The sequence below is a fragment of the Flavobacterium sp. 9 genome (assembly GCF_002754195.1).
Classification (GTDB): Bacteria; Bacteroidota; Bacteroidia; order Flavobacteriales; family Flavobacteriaceae; genus Flavobacterium.
In genome coordinates, this window is the sequence record NZ_PEEU01000001.1 from 5102145 (window position 1) to 5124919 (window position 22775).

The 22775-nt window shown below is 32.8% G+C and carries 25 protein-coding genes; 14 read left to right on the forward strand and 11 right to left on the reverse strand.

Annotation, left to right across the window (positions count from 1 at the left end; all coding sequences use genetic code 11):
• Positions 1-77: 77 nt before the first annotated feature.
• A complete protein-coding gene (gene mazG / locus CLU81_RS21290; RefSeq protein ID WP_099711646.1) occupies positions 78-848 on the forward strand; it encodes a nucleoside triphosphate pyrophosphohydrolase in 771 nt (256 codons plus the stop codon).
• On the opposite strand, the gene CLU81_RS21295 is transcribed toward mazG, so the two are convergent.
• Positions 849-1529: a Crp/Fnr family transcriptional regulator gene (locus CLU81_RS21295; RefSeq protein ID WP_099711647.1), complete on the reverse strand. Its 681-nt coding sequence runs from the start codon at positions 1527-1529 to the stop codon at positions 849-851.
• 201 nt (positions 1530-1730) lie between these two features.
• Here CLU81_RS21295 and CLU81_RS21300 point away from each other — a divergent pair, with 201 nt between their 5' ends.
• The 8 genes from CLU81_RS21300 (at position 1731) to CLU81_RS21335 (ending at position 10418) form a co-directional block, all read left to right on the forward strand.
• Positions 1731-4124: a heavy metal translocating P-type ATPase metal-binding domain-containing protein gene (locus tag CLU81_RS21300; RefSeq protein WP_099711648.1), complete on the forward strand. Its 2394-nt coding sequence runs from the start codon at positions 1731-1733 to the stop codon at positions 4122-4124.
• 109 nt (positions 4125-4233) lie between these two features.
• Positions 4234-4425 (forward strand): cbb3-type cytochrome oxidase assembly protein CcoS, encoded by a 192-nt coding sequence (gene ccoS / locus CLU81_RS21305; RefSeq protein ID WP_041517968.1) that lies wholly within the window; start codon positions 4234-4236, stop codon positions 4423-4425.
• Between the two features lie 2 nt (positions 4426-4427).
• A complete protein-coding gene (gene ccoN / locus CLU81_RS21310; RefSeq protein WP_099711649.1) occupies positions 4428-6614 on the forward strand; it encodes a cytochrome-c oxidase, cbb3-type subunit I in 2187 nt (728 codons plus the stop codon).
• A 7-nt stretch (positions 6615-6621) separates the two neighbouring features.
• Positions 6622-6816 (forward strand): CcoQ/FixQ family Cbb3-type cytochrome c oxidase assembly chaperone, encoded by a 195-nt coding sequence (locus CLU81_RS21315; protein WP_099711650.1) that lies wholly within the window; start codon positions 6622-6624, stop codon positions 6814-6816.
• 1 nt (position 6817) lies between these two features.
• Complete coding sequence (locus CLU81_RS21320) at positions 6818-7756, forward strand: cbb3-type cytochrome c oxidase N-terminal domain-containing protein (protein WP_099711651.1); 939 nt, start codon at positions 6818-6820, stop codon at positions 7754-7756.
• A gap of 12 nt (positions 7757-7768) precedes the next feature.
• Complete coding sequence (gene ccoG / locus CLU81_RS21325; RefSeq protein ID WP_099711652.1) at positions 7769-9187, forward strand: cytochrome c oxidase accessory protein CcoG; 1419 nt, start codon at positions 7769-7771, stop codon at positions 9185-9187.
• A gap of 12 nt (positions 9188-9199) precedes the next feature.
• Complete coding sequence (locus tag CLU81_RS21330) at positions 9200-9649, forward strand: FixH family protein (RefSeq protein WP_099711653.1); 450 nt, start codon at positions 9200-9202, stop codon at positions 9647-9649.
• 67 nt (positions 9650-9716) lie between these two features.
• Positions 9717-10418, forward strand: a complete 702-nt coding sequence (locus CLU81_RS21335) for a sulfite exporter TauE/SafE family protein (protein WP_099711654.1) — start codon at positions 9717-9719, stop codon at positions 10416-10418.
• On the opposite strand, the gene hemN is transcribed toward CLU81_RS21335, so the two are convergent.
• From hemN to CLU81_RS21360, 5 genes are all read right to left on the reverse strand, one after another.
• Positions 10415-11779, reverse strand: a complete 1365-nt coding sequence (gene hemN / locus CLU81_RS21340; protein WP_099711655.1) for an oxygen-independent coproporphyrinogen III oxidase — start codon at positions 11777-11779, stop codon at positions 10415-10417. The genes CLU81_RS21335 and hemN overlap by 4 nt on opposite strands.
• Before the next feature lie 119 nt (positions 11780-11898).
• Positions 11899-12375: a hypothetical protein gene (locus tag CLU81_RS21345; RefSeq protein ID WP_099711656.1), complete on the reverse strand. Its 477-nt coding sequence runs from the start codon at positions 12373-12375 to the stop codon at positions 11899-11901.
• A 114-nt stretch (positions 12376-12489) separates the two neighbouring features.
• Entirely contained in the window at positions 12490-12852 is a 363-nt protein-coding gene (locus CLU81_RS21350) for a hypothetical protein (RefSeq protein WP_099711657.1), read from the reverse strand.
• A gap of 120 nt (positions 12853-12972) precedes the next feature.
• A complete protein-coding gene (locus tag CLU81_RS21355) occupies positions 12973-13395 on the reverse strand; it encodes a DoxX family protein (RefSeq protein WP_099711658.1) in 423 nt (140 codons plus the stop codon).
• A gap of 121 nt (positions 13396-13516) precedes the next feature.
• Positions 13517-15145, reverse strand: coding sequence for an acyl-CoA carboxylase subunit beta (locus CLU81_RS21360; RefSeq protein WP_099711659.1), 1629 nt, complete (start codon positions 15143-15145; stop codon positions 13517-13519).
• Positions 15146-15345: 200 nt separating this feature from the next.
• Between CLU81_RS21360 and CLU81_RS21365 the strand changes: the two genes are divergently transcribed.
• The 4 genes from CLU81_RS21365 (at position 15346) to CLU81_RS21380 (ending at position 17020) form a co-directional block, all read left to right on the forward strand.
• Positions 15346-15936, forward strand: coding sequence for a TetR/AcrR family transcriptional regulator (locus CLU81_RS21365; RefSeq protein WP_099711660.1), 591 nt, complete (start codon positions 15346-15348; stop codon positions 15934-15936).
• A gap of 68 nt (positions 15937-16004) precedes the next feature.
• Positions 16005-16463, forward strand: a complete 459-nt coding sequence (locus CLU81_RS21370; RefSeq protein ID WP_099711661.1) for a hypothetical protein — start codon at positions 16005-16007, stop codon at positions 16461-16463.
• Positions 16464-16469: 6 nt separating this feature from the next.
• Positions 16470-16790: a DUF3817 domain-containing protein gene (locus tag CLU81_RS21375; RefSeq protein ID WP_099711662.1), complete on the forward strand. Its 321-nt coding sequence runs from the start codon at positions 16470-16472 to the stop codon at positions 16788-16790.
• 23 nt (positions 16791-16813) lie between these two features.
• Positions 16814-17020 carry a hypothetical protein gene (locus CLU81_RS21380; protein ID WP_099711663.1) on the forward strand — a complete coding sequence of 69 codons (207 nt, stop codon included), beginning with the start codon at positions 16814-16816 and terminating at the stop codon, positions 17018-17020.
• Positions 17021-17346: 326 nt separating this feature from the next.
• Here the strand turns inward: CLU81_RS21380 and lpxD are convergent, their stop codons facing one another.
• From lpxD to prfB, 4 genes are all read right to left on the reverse strand, one after another.
• Positions 17347-18345, reverse strand: a complete 999-nt coding sequence (lpxD, locus tag CLU81_RS21385) for a UDP-3-O-(3-hydroxymyristoyl)glucosamine N-acyltransferase (RefSeq protein WP_099711664.1) — start codon at positions 18343-18345, stop codon at positions 17347-17349.
• Between the two features lie 115 nt (positions 18346-18460).
• Positions 18461-19006, reverse strand: a complete 546-nt coding sequence (locus CLU81_RS21390; RefSeq protein ID WP_099711665.1) for a DUF1697 domain-containing protein — start codon at positions 19004-19006, stop codon at positions 18461-18463.
• A gap of 73 nt (positions 19007-19079) precedes the next feature.
• On the reverse strand, positions 19080-19526 hold the full coding sequence (msrB, locus tag CLU81_RS21395; protein WP_099711666.1) for a peptide-methionine (R)-S-oxide reductase MsrB: 447 nt from the start codon (positions 19524-19526) through the stop codon (positions 19080-19082).
• Between the two features lie 79 nt (positions 19527-19605).
• Positions 19606-20704, reverse strand: a protein-coding gene (prfB, locus tag CLU81_RS21400; RefSeq protein ID WP_144444536.1) for a peptide chain release factor 2 whose coding sequence is annotated in 2 segments (ribosomal slippage) — positions 19606-20640 and positions 20642-20704 — 1098 coding nt in all. Because the reading frame shifts where the segments join, the coding sequence is not laid out codon by codon here.
• 519 nt (positions 20705-21223) lie between these two features.
• On the opposite strand from prfB, the gene CLU81_RS21405 reads away from it, so the two are divergent.
• Positions 21224-22243, forward strand: coding sequence for a low specificity L-threonine aldolase (locus CLU81_RS21405; RefSeq protein WP_099711668.1), 1020 nt, complete (start codon positions 21224-21226; stop codon positions 22241-22243).
• A gap of 88 nt (positions 22244-22331) precedes the next feature.
• Here CLU81_RS21405 and CLU81_RS21410 read toward each other — a convergent pair whose 3' ends face one another.
• A complete protein-coding gene (locus tag CLU81_RS21410) occupies positions 22332-22652 on the reverse strand; it encodes a YbaB/EbfC family nucleoid-associated protein (RefSeq protein WP_099711669.1) in 321 nt (106 codons plus the stop codon).
• Positions 22653-22775: the final 123 nt, after the last annotated feature.

The window sequence follows — 22775 nt, forward strand, 5'->3', positions numbered from 1 at the left end:
CATAATAGACCTTCTTTTTTGTTTTTATACATCATTTAATTAATAAAATATTTAATTTTGATTTAACAATAGAAAAAATGAGCAAAGAACTTCAACTTAAGGCCTTCGAAAGATTATTAATTATAATGGATGAGCTTCGTGAGCAATGTCCTTGGGATAAAAAGCAAACTTTGCAGACGCTCAGACATCTTACAATTGAAGAAACTTATGAATTAGGTGATGCCATTTTGGATAATGATCTGAATGAAGTTAAAAAAGAATTAGGTGATTTATTACTACATATTGTTTTTTATGCTAAAATTGGTTCTGAAACCAATGATTTTGATATTGCAGATGTTTGTAATGAGATTTGTGATAAGTTAATCCACCGTCATCCTCATATTTATAGCGATACAGTTGTTAAAGACGAAGAAGAAGTCAAACAAAATTGGGAAAAGTTAAAGCTTAAAGAAGGTAAAAAATCAGTTTTAGAAGGTGTTCCAAGAAGTTTGCCGGCATTAGTAAAAGCAAGCCGAATTCAGGATAAAGTAAAAGGAGTAGGTTTTGACTGGGAAGAACCACATCAGGTTTGGGATAAAGTGCAGGAAGAACTTGAAGAATTACAAGTTGAGGTAGAATCCGGTGATCAGGATAAAATTGAAGCCGAATTTGGAGATGTTTTATTCTCGATGATTAATTATGCACGATTTCTAAATGTAAATCCCGAAGATGCTTTAGAGCGTACAAACAAAAAGTTTATAAAGCGTTTTCAATATCTTGAAAGTAAAGCTGGTGAATTGGGAAAACCTTTGATGGATATGACTTTGGCAGAAATGGACGTGTTTTGGAACGAAGCTAAAAAACTATAACTATTCAGCTAGTTTTTTTAATGCTTTTATGTTTTTAAGGATTATTTTTTTACCTAGTAATTCAATCAATTCCAGTTTATTAAAGTCAGATAACAATCGAATGCAGCTTTCTGTTGCGGTTCCAATCATTCCGGCTAATTCTTCTCTGCTAAGTTGTACTTTTAGAGTTTTATCTGTATTTTCTCCAAATGCATCATACAAGTACAGCAAAGTTTCTGCTAATCGTTGTTTTACGGTTTTTTGAACTAACGCAATTTTTTCGTTTTCAGATTCTTTCAAATCTTCACAGACAGATTGCATCAGGTTCATTGAGAATTGATTGTTAGTATTGAAGAAATGTATGATTTCGCTTTTCGGAATAAAGCAAACTTCCATATCAGCAACAGCTTTTGCAGTCAAATTTGCAGGCTCATTACTAATCATAGAGCGTTGTCCTAAAAGTTCACCTGATTTTACCAGCTTAATAATCTGATCTTTTCCGTTGGCGCTTAATTTAGAAAGTTTTCCAACACCATCTTTTATACAAAAAACACCATTTGTTAATTCGCCTTCTTCAAAAATAGCTTCGCCTTTTTTAATGTTGTAAGTAGATTTGCTATTAGCCAACTTTATAACCTCGTCTTTATTCAGTGCTTTAAGAGAAGATAACTGTCTTACGATACATTGGTCACATTTATTCATAGCAAAAATATTTAATGCAAAATTAACTATTATTAGCTTTCGAAGGTGTTATTATTACTGAAAAATCATATAAAAAGTCTTATGTTGTTATTTACCAGATTTATTTGGTACATTAGAATTCGATTTAAATGCAATATGATAAATGTCATATTTAAATTCGCTTCTTATTTGGAATATTTGTTACACTAAAAAAAACAAATTATGAGTGAGCAGGGTTGCTTTCATTGTGGACTTACCATTCCTAAAAATGAAGAAATCAATTTTGATGAAAAAAAGTTTTGTTGCAACGGTTGTAAAACAGTTTACGAAATTTTTAGTCTTCATGATTTAACCTGTTATTATGATTTTGAAAAATCGCCGGGAGCTACTCCTCAAGATATACAAGGTAAATATGATTTCCTGGATAATGAAGCTATTTTATCAAAAGTATTAGAATTCCAAGAAGGAAACACCGCAATAGTTTCTTTAAATATTCCTCATATTCATTGTAGTTCTTGTATTTGGATTCTTGAAAATCTAAATCGAATTCAATCCGGAATAAGCACTTCTCAGGTTAATTTTCCTGAAAAAAGAGTTCGAATTACTTTCAATTCAGATCTTGTTTCCCTTAAGGATATTGTTAATTTGCTTAGCTCAATCGGTTATGAACCTTATATAAGTTTAGAAAATTACGAGACAGGAAAAAATAGTGTTGATCGTAGTTTAACCTACAAACTTGGTGTTGCCTTTTTTTGTTTTGGAAACATTATGTTGCTTTCTTTTCCGGAATACTTTGAAATCAAAGAGTTCTGGCTTGATAATTATAAACCTTTTTTTAGAATTTTAATCTTTGTTTTGGCATTGCCAAGCTTTTTATATTCAGCAAGCGGTTATTATGTTTCTGCTTATAAAAGTATAAAATCGAGAATGTTAAACATCGATATTCCAATTGCTTTAGGAATTATTGTAATGTTTGTGCGAAGTACGTTTGACATTGTTATGAATTATGGATCCGGTTTTTTTGACAGTTTAACAGGATTGGTATTTTTCATGTTACTCGGAAAAATGTTTCAAATAAAGACTTATAGTTTTTTAAGTTTCGAAAGAGATTTTAAATCTTATTTTCCAATTGCTGTTACTAGAATTAATTCAGATACTTCTGAAGAAAGCGTACCTATTTATGATATTTTAAAAGGTAATCGTCTACTAATAAGAAATCAGGAATTAATTCCAGTTGACGGTATTTTAATAAGTGAAAGTACCGAAATTGATTATAGTTTTGTTACAGGTGAAGCGGTTCCGATAACAAAAAAATCTGGAGACAAGGTATTTGCTGGCGGAAAACAAATAGGTAAAGTTGTAGAGATGGAAGTTTTACATTCTGTTTCGCAAAGCTATCTGACGCAATTATGGAGCAATGAAATTTTTCAGAAAAAGGTATTTCAAAAACACAAAACCATTACAGATGCAATTAGTCGTTATTTCACACCTATATTATTATTAATTGCTTTTGGAGGATTTGGGTATTGGATATTTATTGATGCCAATACCGCTTTCAATGTTTTTACAGCAGTTTTAATTGTAGCTTGTCCTTGTGCATTGGCTCTTACAGCACCGTTTACTTTTGGAAATATTCTTCGAATAATGGGTAAGCAGAAAATGTACCTTAAAAATGCTTTAGTAATTGAACAATTAGCAAGAGTTGATACGATAGTTTTTGATAAAACCGGAACAATTACAACCAACAAAAAATCAAATATTCAATATGAAGGTGATAAATTGAGTGAAGAAGATTTTATACTTATTAAAAATGTTCTTCGCGGCTCAAATCATCCTTTAAGCCGAATGTTATATGATTTTTTACCCGAATCAAAAAGGCTTGCAATAGATGATTTTCAGGAGATAACAGGAAGAGGAATTCAAGCTTTTACAGAAAATAAATTAATTAAAATTGGTTCTGCAGAGTTTGTAGATAGTCCAGTTTCGGATCTTTCAGAAATTGAAAAAACAGGCCTGCATATTAGGATCAATGATACTTATTATGGGAAATTCACATTCCAGAATCAATATCGAGAAGGCTTAGAAAAACTATTTCTCACATTGAGTAAAGACTATCAAATAAAAGTACTTTCGGGAGATAATGATGGAGAACGTTCTAATTTGGAAGCGATTTTGCCAAAAAATACAGAATTGATTTTTAATCAAAAACCAGAACAGAAACTGGAGTTTATCAAAAAACTACAAGAAAGTGGTCAAAATGTGATGATGGTTGGAGACGGTTTAAATGATGCCGGAGCATTAGCGCAGAGTAATGTTGGGATCTCTATTTCTGAAAATGTGAATGTGTTTTCTCCTGCTTGTGATGCGATTTTAGCAGCAAGTGAATTTTCGCGACTGGATTATTTTTTAAGATTATCGCAAAAATCAATTACAATAATAAAGATGAGTTTTGTCTTATCATTACTTTATAATATTGTAGGACTTTCCTTTGCTATTACTGGCAATCTACTTCCTTTAGTTGCGGCGATTATCATGCCTTTAAGTACTATTACGATAGTAAGTTTTGTGACTTTTATGTCTAACTATTTCAGTGCTAGTAATTTAAAACGATTATAAATAATTCAATGTTATTTTTAGTTAAATTTAACTTATCTCCTTATAGTATGATAATTATCATATTTTACCCGCCTCTAACGTATTAATTTTGTTAACATAAATTTATGGTATGAGTGTTATTTATCTATTAATTTCAGTAAGTATTTTCGTCGCAATTGGGTTTTTTATTGCTTTTATTGTGGCTGTTAAATCCGGACAATATGATGACGATTATACTCCTTCAGTCAGAATGCTTTTTGACGACGAAACCAAAATTACCCCACAAAATAATAATTCACCAACCGAAGAAAAACAAGTATAATTATGGAAATGGAACAGTTTTACTACGACAACAAAATTGTAAAAAAATTCATTTATGCCACTATCCTTTTTGGAGTAGTAGGTATGTTAGTGGGGCTAACCTTAGCGGTTATGTACCTTTTTCCCAACATAACAGATGGGATTTCATGGCTTAGTTACGGTCGTTTAAGACCATTACATACCAATGCAGTTATTTTTGCCTTTGTCGGAAATGCGTTTTTTGCCGGTATGTATTATTCGCTACAGCGCTTGTTAAAAGCCAGAATGTTCAGTGATTTTTTAAGTAACTTACATTTTTGGGGTTGGCAGCTTATTATTGTAGCGGCAGCTATAACATTACCATTAGGTTATACTTCATCAAAAGAATATGCCGAATTAGAATGGCCAATTGATATTGCGATTGCGCTTATTTGGGTTGTAATGGGAATCAATATGATTGGTACGATGTTACGTCGTAGAGAGCGTCATTTATATGTTGCAATCTGGTTCTATCTTGCAACATTTGTAACAGTTGCTGTTTTGCATATTTTCAATAATATTGAGCTTCCGGTTTCAGCTTTAAAAAGTTATTCTGTTTATGCGGGAGTTCAGGATGCTTTGGTACAATGGTGGTACGGTCATAATGCGGTTGCATTTTTCTTAACGACACCATTTTTAGGATTAATGTATTACTTCATCCCTAAAGTAGCTAATCGTCCTATTTACTCGTATCGTTTATCAATTATTCACTTTTGGTCTTTGATATTTATTTATATCTGGGCGGGACCACACCATCTATTATACTCAGCTTTACCAAACTGGGCTCAGAATTTAGGAGTTGCATTTTCAGTAATGTTAATTGCTCCTTCTTGGGGAGGAATGATCAACGGATTATTGACATTAAGAGGTGCTTGGGACAAGGTTCGTGAAGAACCAGTTTTGAAATTCTTTGTAGTAGCAATTACAGGTTACGGAATGGCGACTTTTGAAGGTCCTATGCTTTCTTTAAAAAATGTAAATGCGATAGCGCATTACACAGATTGGATTATTGCACACGTTCACGTAGGAGCATTAGCATGGAATGGATTTATGTCATTTGGTATCATTTACTGGTTGATTCCCCGAATGACGAAAAGCACATTATTCTCTAAGAAGTTAGCCAATTTCCATTTCTGGATTGGGACTTTAGGAATTATTTTATACGCTTTACCAATGTATGTAGCTGGTTTTCAACAAGCATCAATGTGGAAACAATTTAATCCAGACGGGACATTAACGTATGGTAATTTCCTTGAGACTGTTACAGCTATTATGCCATTATATTGGATGAGAGCAATTGGAGGTAGTTTGTATTTAATTGGTATGCTAACGCTGGTTTATAATATAATAATGACCGTTAGAGCTGGTCATACTATCGAAGATGAATTAGCTCAGGCTCCAGCTTTACAAAGAATAAGCAGTAATAGATTAAGTGGAGAAAAATTCCATACCTGGTTAGAAAGAAAGCCAATTCAATTAACCATTTTGGCTACAATAGCTATTCTGATTGGTGGTATTATTCAAATCGTACCAACAATTATGGTTAAATCAAATATACCAACAATTTCTAGTGTTAAACCATATTCACCTTTAGAGCTTGAAGGTCGTGATCTATATATCAGAGAAGGTTGTGTAGGTTGTCACTCACAGTCAGTTCGTCCTTTTAGAAGTGAAGTAGAACGTTATGGACCACAATCAAAAGCGGGAGAGTTTGTATATGATCATCCATTCCTTTGGGGATCAAAACGTACAGGTCCTGATTTGTTAAGAGTAGGAGGCAAGTATAATGATAACTGGCATTTTAATCACTTCTGGAATCCGCAAAGTATTTCTGCAGGTTCAATTATGCCGGGTTATAAGTGGTTGTTTGATAATGAGCCAATGGATATTTCCCTAACTCAAAAGAAAATGCAAGCCATGGTTACACTTGGAGTTCCTTATACAGAAGCAGAGGTTGCAAATGCACAAAAAACGTTAAGAACTCAGGCACTTGCAATAGAGAAAAGCTTAGAAAACGATCCGGATTATGTAAAAAGTTACGAGGAGAGCAAGAAAAAAGCAGCTGCAAAAGGCGAAAAATTTGTTCCTATGAATGAAAGAGAAATCGTTGCGATGATTGCTTATATACAAAGACTTGGAACTGATATAAAAGTAAAAGAGACATCTAAATAACAGCATTATGTTTGAACAGATAAAACACAATATGGAGACTATTTCGGGTATTGCCATTTACCCGATACTTTCTCTCTTGATATTTTTCTTCTTTTTTGTTGGCTTAGGCTTTTGGGTGTTCTCCTATAAAAAAGAAAAAATCCAGGAAATGAGTGAAATACCTTTGGATGAAGGATATGGTATAATTTCAAAAGATATTTAATATGAAAAAATTTTTCCCAGTATATGTAAGAGTACCGCTGATTTTCTTCATCGTCTTTGGATTGATGGAATATTTTATAGATTCAGGCGATAAACCGGCTTTTATAAAATATCCAATGGTTTCTGTCTTTTTACTTGTCTTTTTATTTATACTGATAGCAATCGAGATTACATTAAGTGCTGTCAATCGTGTCATGTATCAATTGATGTCACCGGAAGAAAAGGCGAAATTGGAACATGAAAATAGTTTGAGCTTAACAGAAAGTACTTGGTATAAAGATTTAATGCTTAAGCTTACCCAAACACAGCCTATTGAAAAAGAAGGTGACTTGCTAATGGATCATGATTATGATGGAATTAAAGAGTTAGACAATAATTTACCGCCATGGTGGGTATATTTATTTTATATCTGTATTGTTTTTGGAGTAATCTATGTAGCGCGTTATGAACTTTTTGGAGGAGACGATCAGGAAACAGAACTTAAAAAAGAAATGGCTCAGGCAAAAATAGATGTAGACGAATATCTTAAAACTGCTCCGGATTTAATGGATGAAAAAACAGTTGTTTTACTTACCGATCCGGAAAATTTAGCAATTGGAAAAGAAATATTCACAACCAATTGTGCTGCTTGTCACCGTGCTGATGCTGGTGGGCAAATTGGACCAAACTTAACGGATGATCGTTGGATTCTAGGAGGAGGAATTAAAAATCTTTTTCATACTATAACAAATGGAGGTCGAGATGGTAAAGGAATGATTGCCTGGAAAGGAACCTTAAAACCTAAGGAAATTCAAAAAGTAGCAAGTTACATTCTTTCCTTACAAGGAAGTAATCCAAAAGACCCAAAAGAAGCAGAAGGAGAAGTTTGGGTAGATGATAGTGCTCCAGCAAAAGATACCACAGCAAGTACAGCAAAAGATAGTACTGAAGTTAAAAAATAATTATAATAGATCATGTCAAATTTACCAGACGAAGCTTTTAGAGATACCATCGGAACTATTGATGAAGGGGGTAATCGAAAATTTATTTTCCCTAAAAAACCGTCTGGTAAATTCTATGAATACAGGAAAATAGTTAGTTATGTTTTGCTGGCTATTTTAGTTGCCAATCCGTTTATAAAAGTAAATGGAAACCAATTTATGATGTTCAATGTTATGGAACGTCGATTTAATATTTTTGGATTTCCATTTTGGCCGCAGGATTTTTATCTCTTTGTAATTTCAATGCTTGTTGGAATTGTATTTATTATCTTGTTTACAGTTGTATTTGGCAGAATTTTTTGCGGTTGGATTTGTCCACAAACTATTTTTCTTGAAATGGTTTTTCGCCGAATTGAATATTGGATTGATGGTGATCGCGGTGCTCAATTGCGATTATCAAGACAAGAATGGAACGCAGAAAAAATACGAAAGAGATCGATCAAATGGATCATTTTTTTCTTGATTTCATTTGGCATCGCCAATGTTTTTCTTGCTTATTTGGTAGGAAGTGATCAACTATTTTTGATGGTTAAGGAAGGACCAATTAAACAAGCAAGTAATTTTATTGCCTTATTGATCTTTACCGGAGTTTTCTATTTTGTTTTTGTTTGGTTTCGTGAACAGGTTTGTATTATTGCTTGTCCATACGGAAGATTGCAAGGTGTACTTTTAGACGATAAATCGATTAATGTAGCCTACGATTTTGTACGAGGTGAAAAAGAAGTTGGGCGCGCAAAATTCAATAAAAAAGAAGATAGGATTGCAACCGGAAAAGGTGATTGTATTGATTGTCATCAATGTGTACACGTTTGTCCAATGGGAATCGACATTAGAAACGGAACGCAATTAGAATGTACCAATTGTACCGCTTGTATTGACGAATGCGATACAATTATGGAAAGTGTTGGTTTGCCTAAAGGACTTATTAGATATGCATCTGAAGATGAAATTGTAAAAAAAGCACCTTTCAAGTTTACTGCAAGAATGAAAGGCTACACGGCTGTTTTATTTATTTTGCTAAGTGTTTTTGTTGGAATGCTATTTTTAAGAACAGATGTTCAGGCGATTGTTTTACGTTTACCAGGGCAGTTATTTCAGCACAAAGGAGATAAAATTAGCAATGTATATACTTATAAGATTGTTAATAAGACAATGAAAGATTATCACGACATTCATTTCGAATTAATTGACCAAAAAGGAACTATTAAAAATGTCGGAAATCAACATTTTAAAGTTTTAAAAGAAGGGATTTCGCAAGGAACCTTATTTATAGAAATTGATCAGGCTCTTTTGGAAAGTGATAAAACCAAAGTTGAAATTGGAGTTTACAACGGCAAAGAGTTGATTGAAACTACCACAACTAATTTTTTAGGACCAAGAAGTTTTAATTAAAAACATACTAAGATGAAAATAAATTGGGGAACAGGAATTGTCATTGCATTCGCATTGTTTATGACTTTTATTTTATATTTTGTTTTTGAAGTACAATCAAATAATAAATACGACAATGACTTAGTTGTCGAAGAATATTACAAACATGATTCTCATTTTCAGGACGAAATGGCTCGAATTCAAAATGCTCATGATTTACAGCAAAAACCTTCGATTACTTATACTGAAAGCGGTGTAAAAATTGCTTTTCCTGCCACTTTTGAAAATGATAAAGTAAAAGGAAATGTATTATTGTACAGACCTTCAAACAAGAAATTTGATTTTGATACCCAAATAGCTTTGACCAATTCAGCTTTGCTTATTCCGCAAAAGAAGTTGATTAAAGGACGTTGGGATGTTAATATGGAATGGGAATATAAAGGAACAAAATACCTTTCGAAAGAAGTGATTTATGTGAATTAAATAGATTCTTTTTAAACAGTTTTTTTAATCTAATTTAATCTGTGGCAAAAAGAAAAATATATAGCAAATGTTGTACTCAACTTTTATATTAGGATTAATTAGTAGTTTGCACTGCATAGGAATGTGTGGTCCAATTGCTATGATGTTACCGGTAGATAGACAAAATGAAGCTAAGCGAGTAACTCAAATTATAACCTATCATTTAGGTCGTTTGACAGCTTATGCAACAATAGGTTTGATTTTTGGTTTATTAGGAAGAGGTTTTTTTCTGGCGGGGTTGCAACAAAAAATGTCCATTTTTATTGGTGTAGCAATGATAATCGTGGTTTTAATTCCGGAGAGAGTTTTTTCTAAGTATAATTTCTCAAAACCTATTTACAAAATCATCTCAAAAATAAAATCAAGCTTAGGAAATCAATTTAAAAAGAAAACTTATAAATCTCTTTTTACAATTGGATTATTAAATGGCTTTTTGCCTTGCGGAATGGTATATGTAGCTTTGTTTGGCGCTATTGCCATGCAAAGTGCCAGTTTTGGAGTTTTGTATATGATCTTATTCGGCTTGGGAACAATGCCGCTTATGACAATTGTAGTGTATGTCAATTCGTTGATAAAACTTCCTTTTAGAAATAAAATTCAAAAAGCAATTCCCTATGTTGCTGTTATTATTGGAGTACTATTCATCCTTAGAGGACTTGGTTTAGGAATTCCTTATATTTCTCCATCAAATATGAGTTTGTTTGTACAAGGAACTCCTAATTGTCATTAAACCGTCATTGAAAACAAATTAGTTTCCGGTGATTTTCTTTTTAGATGCAAATCAAATGCCATACAAATATTTCGAACGAATGGTTTTCCAGCTTCTGTGATTTTAATCTTATTTTCTTCAATTATAATTAATTGATCTTTTTCTATTTCTTTTAAATCTAATAAAACACTTGGAAGTTCTTGGAAGTATAATGATTCATTAGACCAGGAAGTTTCAAATTCACAAGTTAAGTTCAAAATATGTTTTCGAATAATTAAATCTTCATTATCTAAGATATGACCTTTAACAATTGGAAGTTTATCCCATTCTAATAACTGGTAATAATCTTCCAGATTTTTTGTGTTTTGAGCAAAACTATACCAACTGTCACTAATAGAAGAAACTCCTAAACCAATCATCAATTGAGTTTTTGAAGCACTATATCCCATAAAATTTCGATGTAGCTTTTTGTTTTGTGTTGCTTTATGTAAACTATCAGATTCTAAAGCAAAATGGTCCATTCCAATTTCGTCATAGCCATTTTTAGAAAGTAGTTGTTTTCCAACTTCGTATAATTGTCTTTTTTCGGCATCTTTTGGAAGGTTTTCATCATTGAAACCACGTTGTCCGTTTCCTTTTATCCAAGGCACATGAGCATAACTGTAAAATGCCAGACGATCTGGTTTAAGAGAATTTGTTTTTTCGATCGTATCGATAACATCTTCAATAGTTTGAAAAGGTAATCCAAATATAATATCGTGACCGATAGAAGTATAGCCAATTTCTTTTGCCCAAAAAGTCACTTTGGCAACATTATGAAAAGGTTGGATTCGGTGTATTGCTTTTTGTACTTTTTCGGAATAATCCTGAACACCAAAACTTACTCGGCGAAAGCCTAAATCGTATAGTTTTTTGAGTTGTTCGTAAGTGGTATTATTAGGATGACCTTCAAAACTGAATTCATAGTTTTCGGCCTTATTGGCAAAACTGAAAATGCCATTTATAAGATGTTCTAAATTATTTTTTGAAAAAAAAGTTGGAGTTCCTCCGCCTAAATGTATTTCTTTTATAATTGGCTTTTCGGGTAATAATTTACAATATAAGCTCCATTCTTTTAAAAGTGCTTTTATATAGGTTTCTTCTACAGAATGGTTTTTTGTAATTCGTTTATTGCAACCGCAAAAAGTACACATGCTTTCGCAGAATGGTAAATGAATATATAAACTTATTCCGCTTTGTGAATTGCTTTCTGTGAATGCTTTTTGAAAAGATTCTATCCATTTTTCTGTTGTAAAACAGGCTTCATTCCAATACGGAACCGTTGGATAACTCGTATATCTAGGACCTGGGACATTGTATTTTTGGGTCAGTGAGATTTTCATAAAAGACGGATTTTGTGTCTTTCAAAATTAGAGTTTAACTTCAAGGGATAAAATGACAAATGTCATGTAATTAACAAAAAAAAGAGACTCATAATGAGCCTCTTTTCTGAATTAAATAACTAACGTGAAATAGAATCTTGGATGATTTTAAGCCATTTTTTAGCAAACATATGATCCTGATAAGCGCTTATTTGTTTGATGCGATCATCGTCAAAATCATAGAATGGAATTGTAATTTTTTTAGAAGTTTCCTTTTCCTGAAATTCAAAATCAATTTTCAGGATTGTATCTGAATTTCCATCATTGGTTAAAACTATTTTACAAGAAGAAACACTTTTTAAATCTAAATAAGTTGATTCCTGTTGATTTGGATTAAAGTTCATTAAAATAAAACGTCTGTTCTTTTGATCTATTGTAAGTGTTTTGTTGCTTTGAGATTCTGTTAAATCAAAATCCTCTGGATGAGTTGGGTTGAACTTCTTTTTTATGTTTAAAATCTTTGATTTGTTTGCAGCGCTCGATCGAGCAGAAAAATATACAGGTACGGCTACTATGATAGCAATCACGAGACCAATTATGGTTACACTTGTTTCCATTTTTGTTTTTAAAATTTGATAAATAATATGAAATGATAAATTGTTTTCAGAAAGAAAATAATCTACTTAGTTTAGAAGAAATAGTTTCTTCTGATTAGAATTTCATGTATTTGTCTACCAAAAAAAATGGAAAGGATAGAGCATAAGTAAGACCTTTTTGCTCTGAGTCAGAAATTGATTTGCAAAGTTTGATGTTGATTTTACTGCTTTGTGCTGCGGAATCACCATCAATACAGTATCAAACCATTTATTTAGAATAGATGGATTTGTTTTTAAATTTGCTGCAAATTGATAACTGGTTTGTGGCTGAATAAAAGCCAAAGAATCTGAAGAATCAATAGAGAAATTGGAATCCGTTTTTTGATTTTCGGTTTCTTGATAGTCACTTTTTTGCACAGCCAATTCGTTTGCTTGACAAGCAAAGAAGGCAATGATCACAAGTGATACAAAAATAACGCTTTTACGAATCCAATTCATGGTGGCGAATTTAACTCATAAATGACAATTAAAGAAATTTTAAAGAATTAATTAACTTTAAAAGTAAGGTTATTATTTTATCCTCAAGATTTTACTAGTACCATTGAGGATAAAATAAGGTTATTGTTGCATTTTGAAATAATAATCAGCTGAACGTTTTCCACTTCCATAGAACAAGAAAAATACGCAAATTAATAAAACTACAATTGCCAGAATTAAGTTTTCTGAGTGCATATGTCCCATGAAATTTATTAGAATTGCTCCAAAAAGTATTGGAAGCTGAGCTGCAATTGCCCATCTGGTGAGTAAACCCAAAACAATCATAATACCTCCAATCATGTGAGCCGGCGCGATATAATGTAGTAAAAACATTCCGCCTCCGAATCTATCAATTGGAGAAATTAAATCATGCAGATATTGAACGTTTGTTACAAATGAAACTCCTTTCATAAATAAAAAAACACCCAATACAATACGTACTAAATCTACAGGTAAATAAGTGTGCGCATTTGCCCATTTATTCAAACTTTTTACATTTTCCATGATACTACGTGATTAAAAATTATAAATAAAGTTACTAATTTTTAATGATATATTTATTTTTAAGTACCTGAAAATAAGTTTTTTACTTTTTATTTAACGTATTTTGATATTATCTGAAAATCTAAACTTGTATAACGCCCAAATTAAATGGTTTTTGAATAGGAGCGTGGTTAGCAGCTTCGATTCCCATAGAAATCCATGTTCTGGTATCTAAAGGATCAATAATAGCATCTGTCCATAATCTTGAAGCTGCATAATAAGGTGAAGTTTGCTCATCGTAGCGTGCTTTAATTTTATTGAAAAGCTCAGTTTCTTTGGCTTCGTCTACAATTTCTCCTTTTGCTTTAAGCGAAGAAGCCTCGATTTGTGCCAAAACTTTTGCAGCCTGAGTTCCTCCCATAACGGCAAGTTCTGCACTTGGCCACGCAAAAATTAATCTTGGATCATAAGCTTTACCGCACATTGCATAATTTCCTGCTCCGTATGAATTTCCAACGATTACAGTAAATTTTGGTACAACTGAATTACTTACTGCATTTACCATTTTTGCACCGTCTTTTATAATTCCGCCTTGCTCAGATTTCGATCCAACCATGAAACCTGTAACGTCTTGTAGAAATACTAATGGAATTTTCTTTTGGTTACAATTAGCAATAAAACGAGTTGCTTTATCGGCGCTATCTGAGTAGATCACGCCACCAAATTGCATTTCGCCTTTTTTGGTTTTTACGACTTTTCGTTGATTGGCAACAATTCCAACTGCCCAACCGTCGATTCTCGCATAACCGGTAATTATAGTTTGACCATAACCATCTTTGTAAGGTTCAAATTCTGAATTATCGACCAAACGATTGATGATTTCCATCATGTCGTATTGTTCGTTTCTTGCTTTTGGCAAGATTCCATAAATATCTTTAGGCTCAAGCGTTGGTTTTTCTGCTTTTATTCGGCTATAGCCGGCTTTGTCAAAATCACCAATTTTATCAACTATATTTTTTATTTTATCCAGAGCGTCTTTGTCGTCTTTTGCTTTATAATCTGTCACGCCTGAGATTTCGCAATGTGTCGTTGCACCGCCTAAAGTTTCATTGTCGATTGTTTCTCCAATTGCAGCTTTAACCAAATAACTTCCGGCAAGGAAAATACTTCCGGTTTTATCTACAATTAGAGCTTCATCGCTCATAATTGGCAAATAGGCACCTCCGGCAACACAACTTCCCATAACGGCCGCAATTTGGGTAATTCCCATGCTGCTCATTTGGGCATTATTTCTAAAAATACGTCCAAAGTGTTCTTTATCCGGAAAAATTTCATCCTGAAGCGGTAAATAAACGCCTGCGCTATCAACTAAATAAATAATTGGTAATCTATTTTCCATTGCAATTTCTTGTGCACGCAGATTTTTCTTTCCTGTGATCGGAAACCACGCTCCGGCTTTAACAGTTGCATCATTAGCAACAACAATGCATTGTTTACCTTTTATGTATCCTATTTTTATAACAACACCACCAGATGGACATCCGCCGTGTTCTGCGTACATTCCTTCGCCAACGAAACCTCCAATTTCTATACTTTTAGAATTTTCATCTAATAAATACTCTATACGTTCGCGAGCAGTCATTTTACCTTCGGCATGTAGCTTTTCAATGCGTTTTTCACCTCCGCCTAATTTTACTTTGGCAAATTTTTGTTTTAGTTCAGAAAGTAATAGTTTATTGTGATCTTCGTTTTTATTGAAGTTTAAATCCATAATATATTGATGTTTTTACAAAATAGTGTTGGCTAATTTACAAAATCAATTGAAACTGACATCATAAAATATATTCTTCGGATGAAATAAAACTGAGTTTCTGATATTAAAAAAACGAATAATTTATGCGGGAAAGCCAAATAGAGAATAAGTCGTTTTTTTTATCTTAATTTGTTGTTTCATACTAATTAGTATCTTTTATGTCAAAAGCAGCAAATACAAGACTTACAATTCTCCAGAAAGCATTTGAATTGATTTATTCGAAAGGATATCAAACCACGAGCATTGATGAAATTATTGCGACAACTCAAGTAACAAAAGGTGCTTTTTATTACCATTTTAAAACAAAAGATGAAATGGGAGTTGCTATTATTGAAGAGATTTTGAAACCTACAATGCTGGGAAGCTTTATAAAACCAATAGAAAATTCAGAAAACCCAATTGAGGATTTTTATAATATGATTTATTATTTGTTGCTTGAAGATCCTTTATTGGAAGTAAAATATGGTTGCCCAGTTGGAAATCTGACTCAGGAAATGACGCCTTGGAACAATCAATTTAGTCTGGCTTTGTCAGAATTGGTAAATCAATGGATGATGACAATAGAAAAAGCAATTGTAAGAGCACAAACTTTAGGATTAGTCAGAAAAGAAGTAAATGGTGAACAAGTAGCTTTTTTTGTCATGTCCGGCTATTGGGGAATACGTAATTTTGGAAAACTACAGGATAGTAATTTATGTTATATTGTTTATTTAAAGGAGTTTAGGAATTATCTAAATAGCTTAAAATAAATTCACATTCAAAAACATACTAGTTAGTATGTTTTTGAATATATTTGCATTGTCTTAATCAAAAAACAATGTATCAATCACTTTTATTTTGCCATTCTGCTTTGCGATGGTTTGTGTTAATAAGCTTAATATACTCCATTTTTCGAGCTTATAAAGGTTATAACTTAAAACAACCTTTTACTAAAACTGATAATTCGGTCCGACATTGGACTGCTACAATCGCACATATTCAGCTTACTTTCGGAATTCTTATTTATGTACAAAGTCCGATAGTGAAATACTTTTGGAAAAACTTTAGAGAAGGAATAAAAAATACTGATGCCGCTTTTTTTGGAATTCTCCATATTCTCTTAATGCTGTCCGCAATTGTTTTGATCACGATTGGTTCGGCTTTAGCCAAAAGAAAACAAAATGACAGTGATAAGTTTAGAACCATGTTAATTTGGTTTTCTATCGCTTTACTGATCATTTTTATTGCAATTCCATGGCCATTTTCTCCTTTAGCAAACAGACCTTATTTTAGATAACATTTTATGAAAAATTTACTGCAAACAAATACCGGAAGATTACGAATTATTGGATTTCTGGAAGGAACATCTTTATTGATATTATTATTTATAGCTGTTCCGCTGAAATATATTTTTGGAATGCCGTTTTTAACAAGACCCGTTGGTACAGTTCATGGCGCTTTATTTTTACTCTTTGTTTTTAATACTTTAAGCGTAGGAGTAGAACAAAATTGGAGATTTGCAACGACGACCTGGAAAGTGCTTTTGGCTTGTATTATTCCGTTTGGAACCTTTTATATTGATCATAAAATTTTAAGTAAAATAAAGATAAAATCTGAAAATTAAATCAACTCAAAAGAATTCAAAAGATGGTTTTAGTATTTAAAACAAATGTAGATTCTGTTTCGAAAGTGAAAAGAATTGCTCCAAAACTAAATAAGTTATTTCCAAAAACAAAGTGGAATTTTGATCTTGAAGATTGTGATCGTATTTTACGACTTGAATCGGATAATGATATTATAAAAGAGATTATTGTTCTAATGAAAGTACTAGGTTTTAACTGTGAAGCTTTGTAAATAGTCTTTTTTAGAATCAATACAAAAACTTGTAGAGCTATAAAAATTAAGGACGAATTTAACCGCAAAGCGCGCAAAGGTTTTTATCCCATAAATATACATAGTAAAGTAAAGTTCGCAAAGCTTTGTGTTGATAAAGCTTTGCGAACTTTGTGTTTGTATAAAACCACGTAATAAAAAAAACTTTGCGCGCTTTGCGGTTAAAATAATTAGTCAATACAAAATGTTTTATGTTTCTGCACAGGTTGATCCCTTTTTATAATTGTGAAATAAGCATAAAAAAACCAGAAGATAGCTTCTGGTTTTATATATAAATATTATTTAGATTATTTTTTAGAATCGCAAACCATTCGTTTTAAAATCGCCCATTGTTTTAGAGCATCACGAGCTTCAACAGCTGGATAACCCAACATGGTTTTTCCTGCAGGAACATCACCAACAACACCTGAACCAGCTCCAACAATTGCTCCATCACCAATAGTTGTATGATCTTTTATAGAAGCGCTTCCGCCAATAATAACACCATTTCCTAAAGTTACAGAACCTGCTAAACCACTATTTCCGGCCATAATACAAAATTTACCTAATTTACTATTATGTCCAATTTGTACTAAATTGTCGATTTTGCAACCGTCACCAAGAACGGTAGAACTAAATTTACCACGGTCAACACAAGTGTTAGCGCCAATTTCAACTCCGTTTCCGATAATTACATTTCCGATTTGTGGAATTTTCACCAAACCTTTTTCGCTACAAGGACGGAATCCAAAACCATCTGCTCCAATTGTTGCATTTGGATGAATAATACAATCGGTACCAATATGACAACGTTCACGAACTACTGTTCCTGACCAAATGATTGTGTTTTTACCAATAGTACATTCGTCCAGAATAGTTACGTTTGGATAAATAGTAGCAAAAGCACCAATTTCAACTTTTGGACCAATATAACAACCGGCACCAATTCTTGCACCTTCGCCAATAATTGCAGTTTCGTCTACAACTGCTGTTCTGTGAATGTCATTGTGGAATAAAGGAGTAGGAGGGGCAAAAAGGGCCAAAATTTGAGACATTGCTAAATCGGCATTTTTTACTTTTATAAAAGCGCGATTTTCTCCCGGTTCTATCGAAATATCTTCGTTAACTACAGCAATAGATGCATTTGAAGCAGACCAAAATTTTTCGTATTTTTTGTTTCCTATAAATGAAATTTCTGAAGTTGTAGCTTTTTCTAATTGCTCTGTTGCAGTAATGCTTTGTGAAGTATTGCCGTAAATTACGCCATTTATAACTTCATTGATTTCTTGAATTGAATAGGATTTCATTGAGTGAATTTAATTGACTTAGGGTTAATTTTTGCCAAATAAAATCAATTAGATTCTAATTACCTAATATTTTTTTTGTGTTTGTTAAAAAGTGTTTAAAATAATGCTCCAAATATTACAAATTTAACATTAAATCTATCAATTTATTAATTGTTTTCCAGTTTCTGGTGGTTGCTTTTACTTTCAGTTTACTCTCGATTATGCTATTTGTAAGTTTTGAATTTCCTGTTGGATTAGGGTAAAAAATATACATTACTTTGTTGATTGTTATGTGTTTATCTTCTTTGAAATCGATTGATTTAAAAAGGTCAAGATCTGTAATTGCTGGTTCTTTTGATAAAAAAGTAACATATGGCTGCGTCGGATCATTTATTTTATCATCAGAATATGGATTTTGTTGTGCACATTTTTGTAATTCCTCCAGAGTCAAAATTAACACAGGAACCTGATAGCCAAAATGTTTTTCGATACTATTTGCGATCTGATTTTCTAAATCGGAAATATTAGTAAGATTACTAGTAAAAATAATATTTCCGCTCTGAATATAAGTGCTGATGTTTTCAATGGGAAGCTCTGTTAATATGGATCTTAAAGTTTCCATTTTAATAAGTTTTTGTCCACTGACATTAATACCACGCAAAAAAGCAATATAGGTTTGCATTGTTTTTGAAACTTAGATTAAAATAAAAAAAGCGATTCACTTTTGATAAAAGGAATCGCTTTTTTTTAAATATTTATTCTGTTATTTTGGATAACGAAATAGCATTAATGCAATATCGCAAACCGCTTGGCTCTGGTCCATCAGGAAAAACATGTCCCAGATGTGCGTCACAAGTATTACAAACTACTTCAACGCGAATCATTCCGTATGATTTATCGGCATGATAAGCGATTGCATTTTCTTTTAAAGGTTGTGTAAAAGAAGGCCAGCCTGTTCCTGATTCAAACTTTTCTGAAGCATCAAAAAGCAAAGTTCCACAACATTTACACTCGTAGATTCCGGGATCAAACAAACTGCAAAGCTCAGAACTAAAAGACCTTTCGGTACCTTTTAAGCGTGTTACCTGAAATTCTTCGGGTGTTAAGATCTGTTTCCATTCTTCAGGTGTTTTTTCAACTCTTTTCTCCGGAACCGGATTTCCTTTATTTGTATAACGAATTATGTCTGCCCATTTTATCATAACTTTTTCTTTTAGTTTGAGGTTTCACGTTTCAGGTTTACTTTGACTGAACACTAAAAACTGAATACTGACATTTTATCTATTCTTCTTCTTTTTGCCCCATCATCATCAGGAATGCTTTCAGGAATGGGTCAATATTTCCGTTCATAACGCCATCAACATCGCTGGTTTCGTAACCGGTGCGAACGTCTTTTACTAATTTATAAGGCTGCATTACATAATTACGTATTTGCGAACCCCATTCGATTTTCATTTTTCCGGCTTCAATATCGGCACGTTGTGCTTGTTGTTTTTTCAATTCGATTTCATACAATTGAGAACGTAGCATTTGCATGGCACGCTGTCTGTTGTCTTGCTGTGATCTGGTTTCAGAACACTGAATCTGAATTCCGGTAGGTTTGTGTACTAATTGTACTTTGGTCTCTACCTTATTTACGTTTTGTCCTCCGGCTCCACTAGAGCGAGAAGTTGTAATTTCGATATCGGCAGGATTAATGTCAATTTCGATACTATCATCAACAAGCGGATAAACATAAACTGAAGCAAATGAAGTGTGACGTTTCGCATTACTATCAAAAGGTGAGATTCTGACTAAACGGTGTACACCATTTTCTCCTTTTAAATATCCAAAAGAATAATCTCCTTCAAACTCGAGCGTTACGGTTTTGATACCGGCAACCTCACCAGCCTGAAAGTTCAGTTCTTTTATTTTGTAGCCGTAACTTTCTCCCCACATCATATACATACGCATCAGCATTCCGGCCCAATCACAACTTTCAGTTCCTCCGGCGCCGGCAGTAATTTGAACTACGGCACTTAAACTGTCACCTTCGTCAGAAAGCATGTTTTTGAACTCAATGTTTTCGATATGAGTTTGTGTAATCTTGTAATGTTCGTCTAATTCTTCTGCAGAAAGTTCTCCTTCTTTATAAAAATCATGCGCCAGTTGCAATTCGTCTGTAAGTTCAATGGCTTTGTTGTAATCTTCGATCCATTTTTTCTTGTTTCGAAGGTTTTTTACAATGACTTCAGCTTCTTTTGCATTGTTCCAAAAGTCGGGTGCGAACGTTTTTTCTTCTTCGTTGGCAATTTCGATTAGCTTGGCATCAACGTCAAAGATACCTCCTCAACGCACCAAGGCGCTCCACAATACCTTTTATTTGTTCGGTAGTTGTCATAAATTAATAGTAGTTTTTTAGGTTTTTTATAAATATTACGTAATTATTTAAAAGCTGAATTTTGATCAAATTGAACGATTTGTAAATACGTAATTTTGTTGTACAAAAATAAGATATAGTTTTCAGAATATTGAAAATATTTTAACATAAGAAGAAAGTATATTCAAAAGTATTAAGTGATGAATAATATTGTTGCTTTCATAAGCAAATTCAACTTATGTAGAGATGATTTGGTTTAAGAATATGAGAAGATACCATGTTACTTATAAAAATATCCAGGTCAATGAGACTATATAGTATTGTGTATGTGTGAAGTAGATTTATTATTTTGGTAAACAAAATAGTTTCTAAAATTATAAGTTAGATTTAGAATATTATATTAGTTTTATATGTTTTTTGCAAATATTACGTTAATTTGGTTTTATAGTATGTCACAAGTTAAATTTTAGTAAAACTTGCCAAGAATAACTATTAGTAATACGTAATTTTGCTGCACAAAAAAGATACACTTTTTAGAATATGGAAATAAATTTAATTAGCGATACCATTACCAAACCAACATACGAAATGTTGCAGTATATGTTTAACGCTCATGTTGGCGATGACGTATACAGGCAAGATCCTACAGTTATTGAGTTGGAGACTAAAGTTGCTGAATTTTTTGGAATGGAGGCCGGACTTTTTTTTCCGTCAGGAACTATGGCAAACCAAACCGCTATTAAATTACACACACAACCAGGAGAGCAATTAATTGCCGATAAATATGCACACGTTTATCATTATGAAGGAGGAGGAGTTTCTTTTAACAGTGGCGTTTCATGCTGCTTGTTAGACGGACATCGCGGAATGATAAATGCAGCTCAGGTTGCAGCAGCGATTAATGATCCTGAGTTTTACCACAGTCCGTTGACGAGTTTAGTTTGTGTAGAAAACACGACAAATAAAGGCGGTGGAGCTTGTTATGAATTAGAAGATTTAAAAGAGATAAAAAAGGTTTGTGATGCCAATAATCTGAAGTTTCATTTAGATGGAGCCAGAATTTGGAATGCATTGGTTGCGAAGAGACAAAACCCGAAAGAATTTGGAGCAATTTTCGATACCATTTCGGTTTGTTTGTCAAAAGGATTAGGTGCGCCAATTGGTTCTATTTTGCTTGGGACTAAAGATGATATTCGCAGGGCGTTGAGAATCAGGAAGATATTAGGCGGAGGAATGCGTCAAGTTGGATATTTGGCTGCAGCTGGATTGTTTGCTTTGGCTAATAATATCGAAAGACTTGCAGAAGATCATAGAAGAGCCAAAGAAATTGCAGCAATTTTAAGCACAAAACCGTGGGTATCTCATATTGAGCCAGTTGAAACCAATATTTTGATTTTCTCATTGGCCGAAGGTTATAGCGATCAGCTTTTGATTGAAAAATTAAAACTCAAGAACATTTTAATAAGTTCAATGGGACACAATAAACTAAGAATTGTGACGCATTTAGATTATAAAGAAGTAATGCATACGTATGTAATTGAAACGCTTCAGAAGTTTTAAAAAAAGGTTCTGAGGTACTAAGATTCTAAGGTTCTGAGTTTTTTCCAATTGGAGACTTAGCGCCTTAGAATCTTAGTTTCTTAGGATCTTATTTAAACAAATTATCCATCCCTGGAATCATTGGCATATCCATTTTTGCAACAGCGTCAAGTTCTTGCTCGTTAACGCTTGTAGCTCTTTCTATTGCTTTATTTAGCGTTACTACAAGGTAATCTTCCAATTGTTCTTTGTCTTCAAGTAAAGAGTCGTCGATAGAGATTGTTTTTACTTTTCTATTTGCAGTAAGCGTTACTTTTAATAATCCATCAGCGCTTTGTTCGTCAATTAAAACTGTATCTAAACGCTTTTTTGTATCTTCAATTTTTTGTTGGGTTTCTTTAAGTTTACCCATCATTCCCATTAAATCCATTTTTTGTTGATTTTTAAATTATTTCATACAAAATTAGTATATTGCTGTATTATATCAATAGAATATTTTATGAAAAAATTAATTCTGTTCTATTGTGATTGTAGTATTTTTGCAACTCCGAAT

Excerpts from the sequence above, each read along its gene's own strand:
- mazG (WP_099711646.1), top strand. The coding sequence starts at position 78 with ATGAGCAAAGAACTTCAACTTAAGGCCTTCGAAAGATTATTAATTATA.
- CLU81_RS21295 (WP_099711647.1), bottom strand. The coding sequence starts at position 1,529 with ATGAATAAATGTGACCAATGTATCGTAAGACAGTTATCTTCTCTTAAA.
- CLU81_RS21300 (WP_099711648.1), top strand. The coding sequence starts at position 1,731 with ATGAGTGAGCAGGGTTGCTTTCATTGTGGACTTACCATTCCTAAAAAT.
- ccoS (WP_041517968.1), top strand. The coding sequence starts at position 4,234 with ATGAGTGTTATTTATCTATTAATTTCAGTAAGTATTTTCGTCGCAATT.
- ccoN (WP_099711649.1), top strand. The coding sequence starts at position 4,428 with ATGGAAATGGAACAGTTTTACTACGACAACAAAATTGTAAAAAAATTC.
- CLU81_RS21315 (WP_099711650.1), top strand. The coding sequence starts at position 6,622 with ATGTTTGAACAGATAAAACACAATATGGAGACTATTTCGGGTATTGCC.
- CLU81_RS21320 (WP_099711651.1), top strand. The coding sequence starts at position 6,818 with ATGAAAAAATTTTTCCCAGTATATGTAAGAGTACCGCTGATTTTCTTC.
- ccoG (WP_099711652.1), top strand. The coding sequence starts at position 7,769 with ATGTCAAATTTACCAGACGAAGCTTTTAGAGATACCATCGGAACTATT.
- CLU81_RS21330 (WP_099711653.1), top strand. The coding sequence starts at position 9,200 with ATGAAAATAAATTGGGGAACAGGAATTGTCATTGCATTCGCATTGTTT.
- CLU81_RS21335 (WP_099711654.1), top strand. The coding sequence starts at position 9,717 with ATGTTGTACTCAACTTTTATATTAGGATTAATTAGTAGTTTGCACTGC.
- hemN (WP_099711655.1), bottom strand. The coding sequence starts at position 11,779 with ATGAAAATCTCACTGACCCAAAAATACAATGTCCCAGGTCCTAGATAT.
- CLU81_RS21345 (WP_099711656.1), bottom strand. The coding sequence starts at position 12,375 with ATGGAAACAAGTGTAACCATAATTGGTCTCGTGATTGCTATCATAGTA.
- CLU81_RS21350 (WP_099711657.1), bottom strand. The coding sequence starts at position 12,852 with ATGAATTGGATTCGTAAAAGCGTTATTTTTGTATCACTTGTGATCATT.
- CLU81_RS21355 (WP_099711658.1), bottom strand. The coding sequence starts at position 13,395 with ATGGAAAATGTAAAAAGTTTGAATAAATGGGCAAATGCGCACACTTAT.
- CLU81_RS21360 (WP_099711659.1), bottom strand. The coding sequence starts at position 15,145 with ATGGATTTAAACTTCAATAAAAACGAAGATCACAATAAACTATTACTT.
- CLU81_RS21365 (WP_099711660.1), top strand. The coding sequence starts at position 15,346 with ATGTCAAAAGCAGCAAATACAAGACTTACAATTCTCCAGAAAGCATTT.
- CLU81_RS21370 (WP_099711661.1), top strand. The coding sequence starts at position 16,005 with ATGTATCAATCACTTTTATTTTGCCATTCTGCTTTGCGATGGTTTGTG.
- CLU81_RS21375 (WP_099711662.1), top strand. The coding sequence starts at position 16,470 with ATGAAAAATTTACTGCAAACAAATACCGGAAGATTACGAATTATTGGA.
- CLU81_RS21380 (WP_099711663.1), top strand. The coding sequence starts at position 16,814 with ATGGTTTTAGTATTTAAAACAAATGTAGATTCTGTTTCGAAAGTGAAA.
- lpxD (WP_099711664.1), bottom strand. The coding sequence starts at position 18,345 with ATGAAATCCTATTCAATTCAAGAAATCAATGAAGTTATAAATGGCGTA.
- CLU81_RS21390 (WP_099711665.1), bottom strand. The coding sequence starts at position 19,006 with ATGCAAACCTATATTGCTTTTTTGCGTGGTATTAATGTCAGTGGACAA.
- msrB (WP_099711666.1), bottom strand. The coding sequence starts at position 19,526 with ATGATAAAATGGGCAGACATAATTCGTTATACAAATAAAGGAAATCCG.
- CLU81_RS21405 (WP_099711668.1), top strand. The coding sequence starts at position 21,224 with ATGGAAATAAATTTAATTAGCGATACCATTACCAAACCAACATACGAA.
- CLU81_RS21410 (WP_099711669.1), bottom strand. The coding sequence starts at position 22,652 with ATGGATTTAATGGGAATGATGGGTAAACTTAAAGAAACCCAACAAAAA.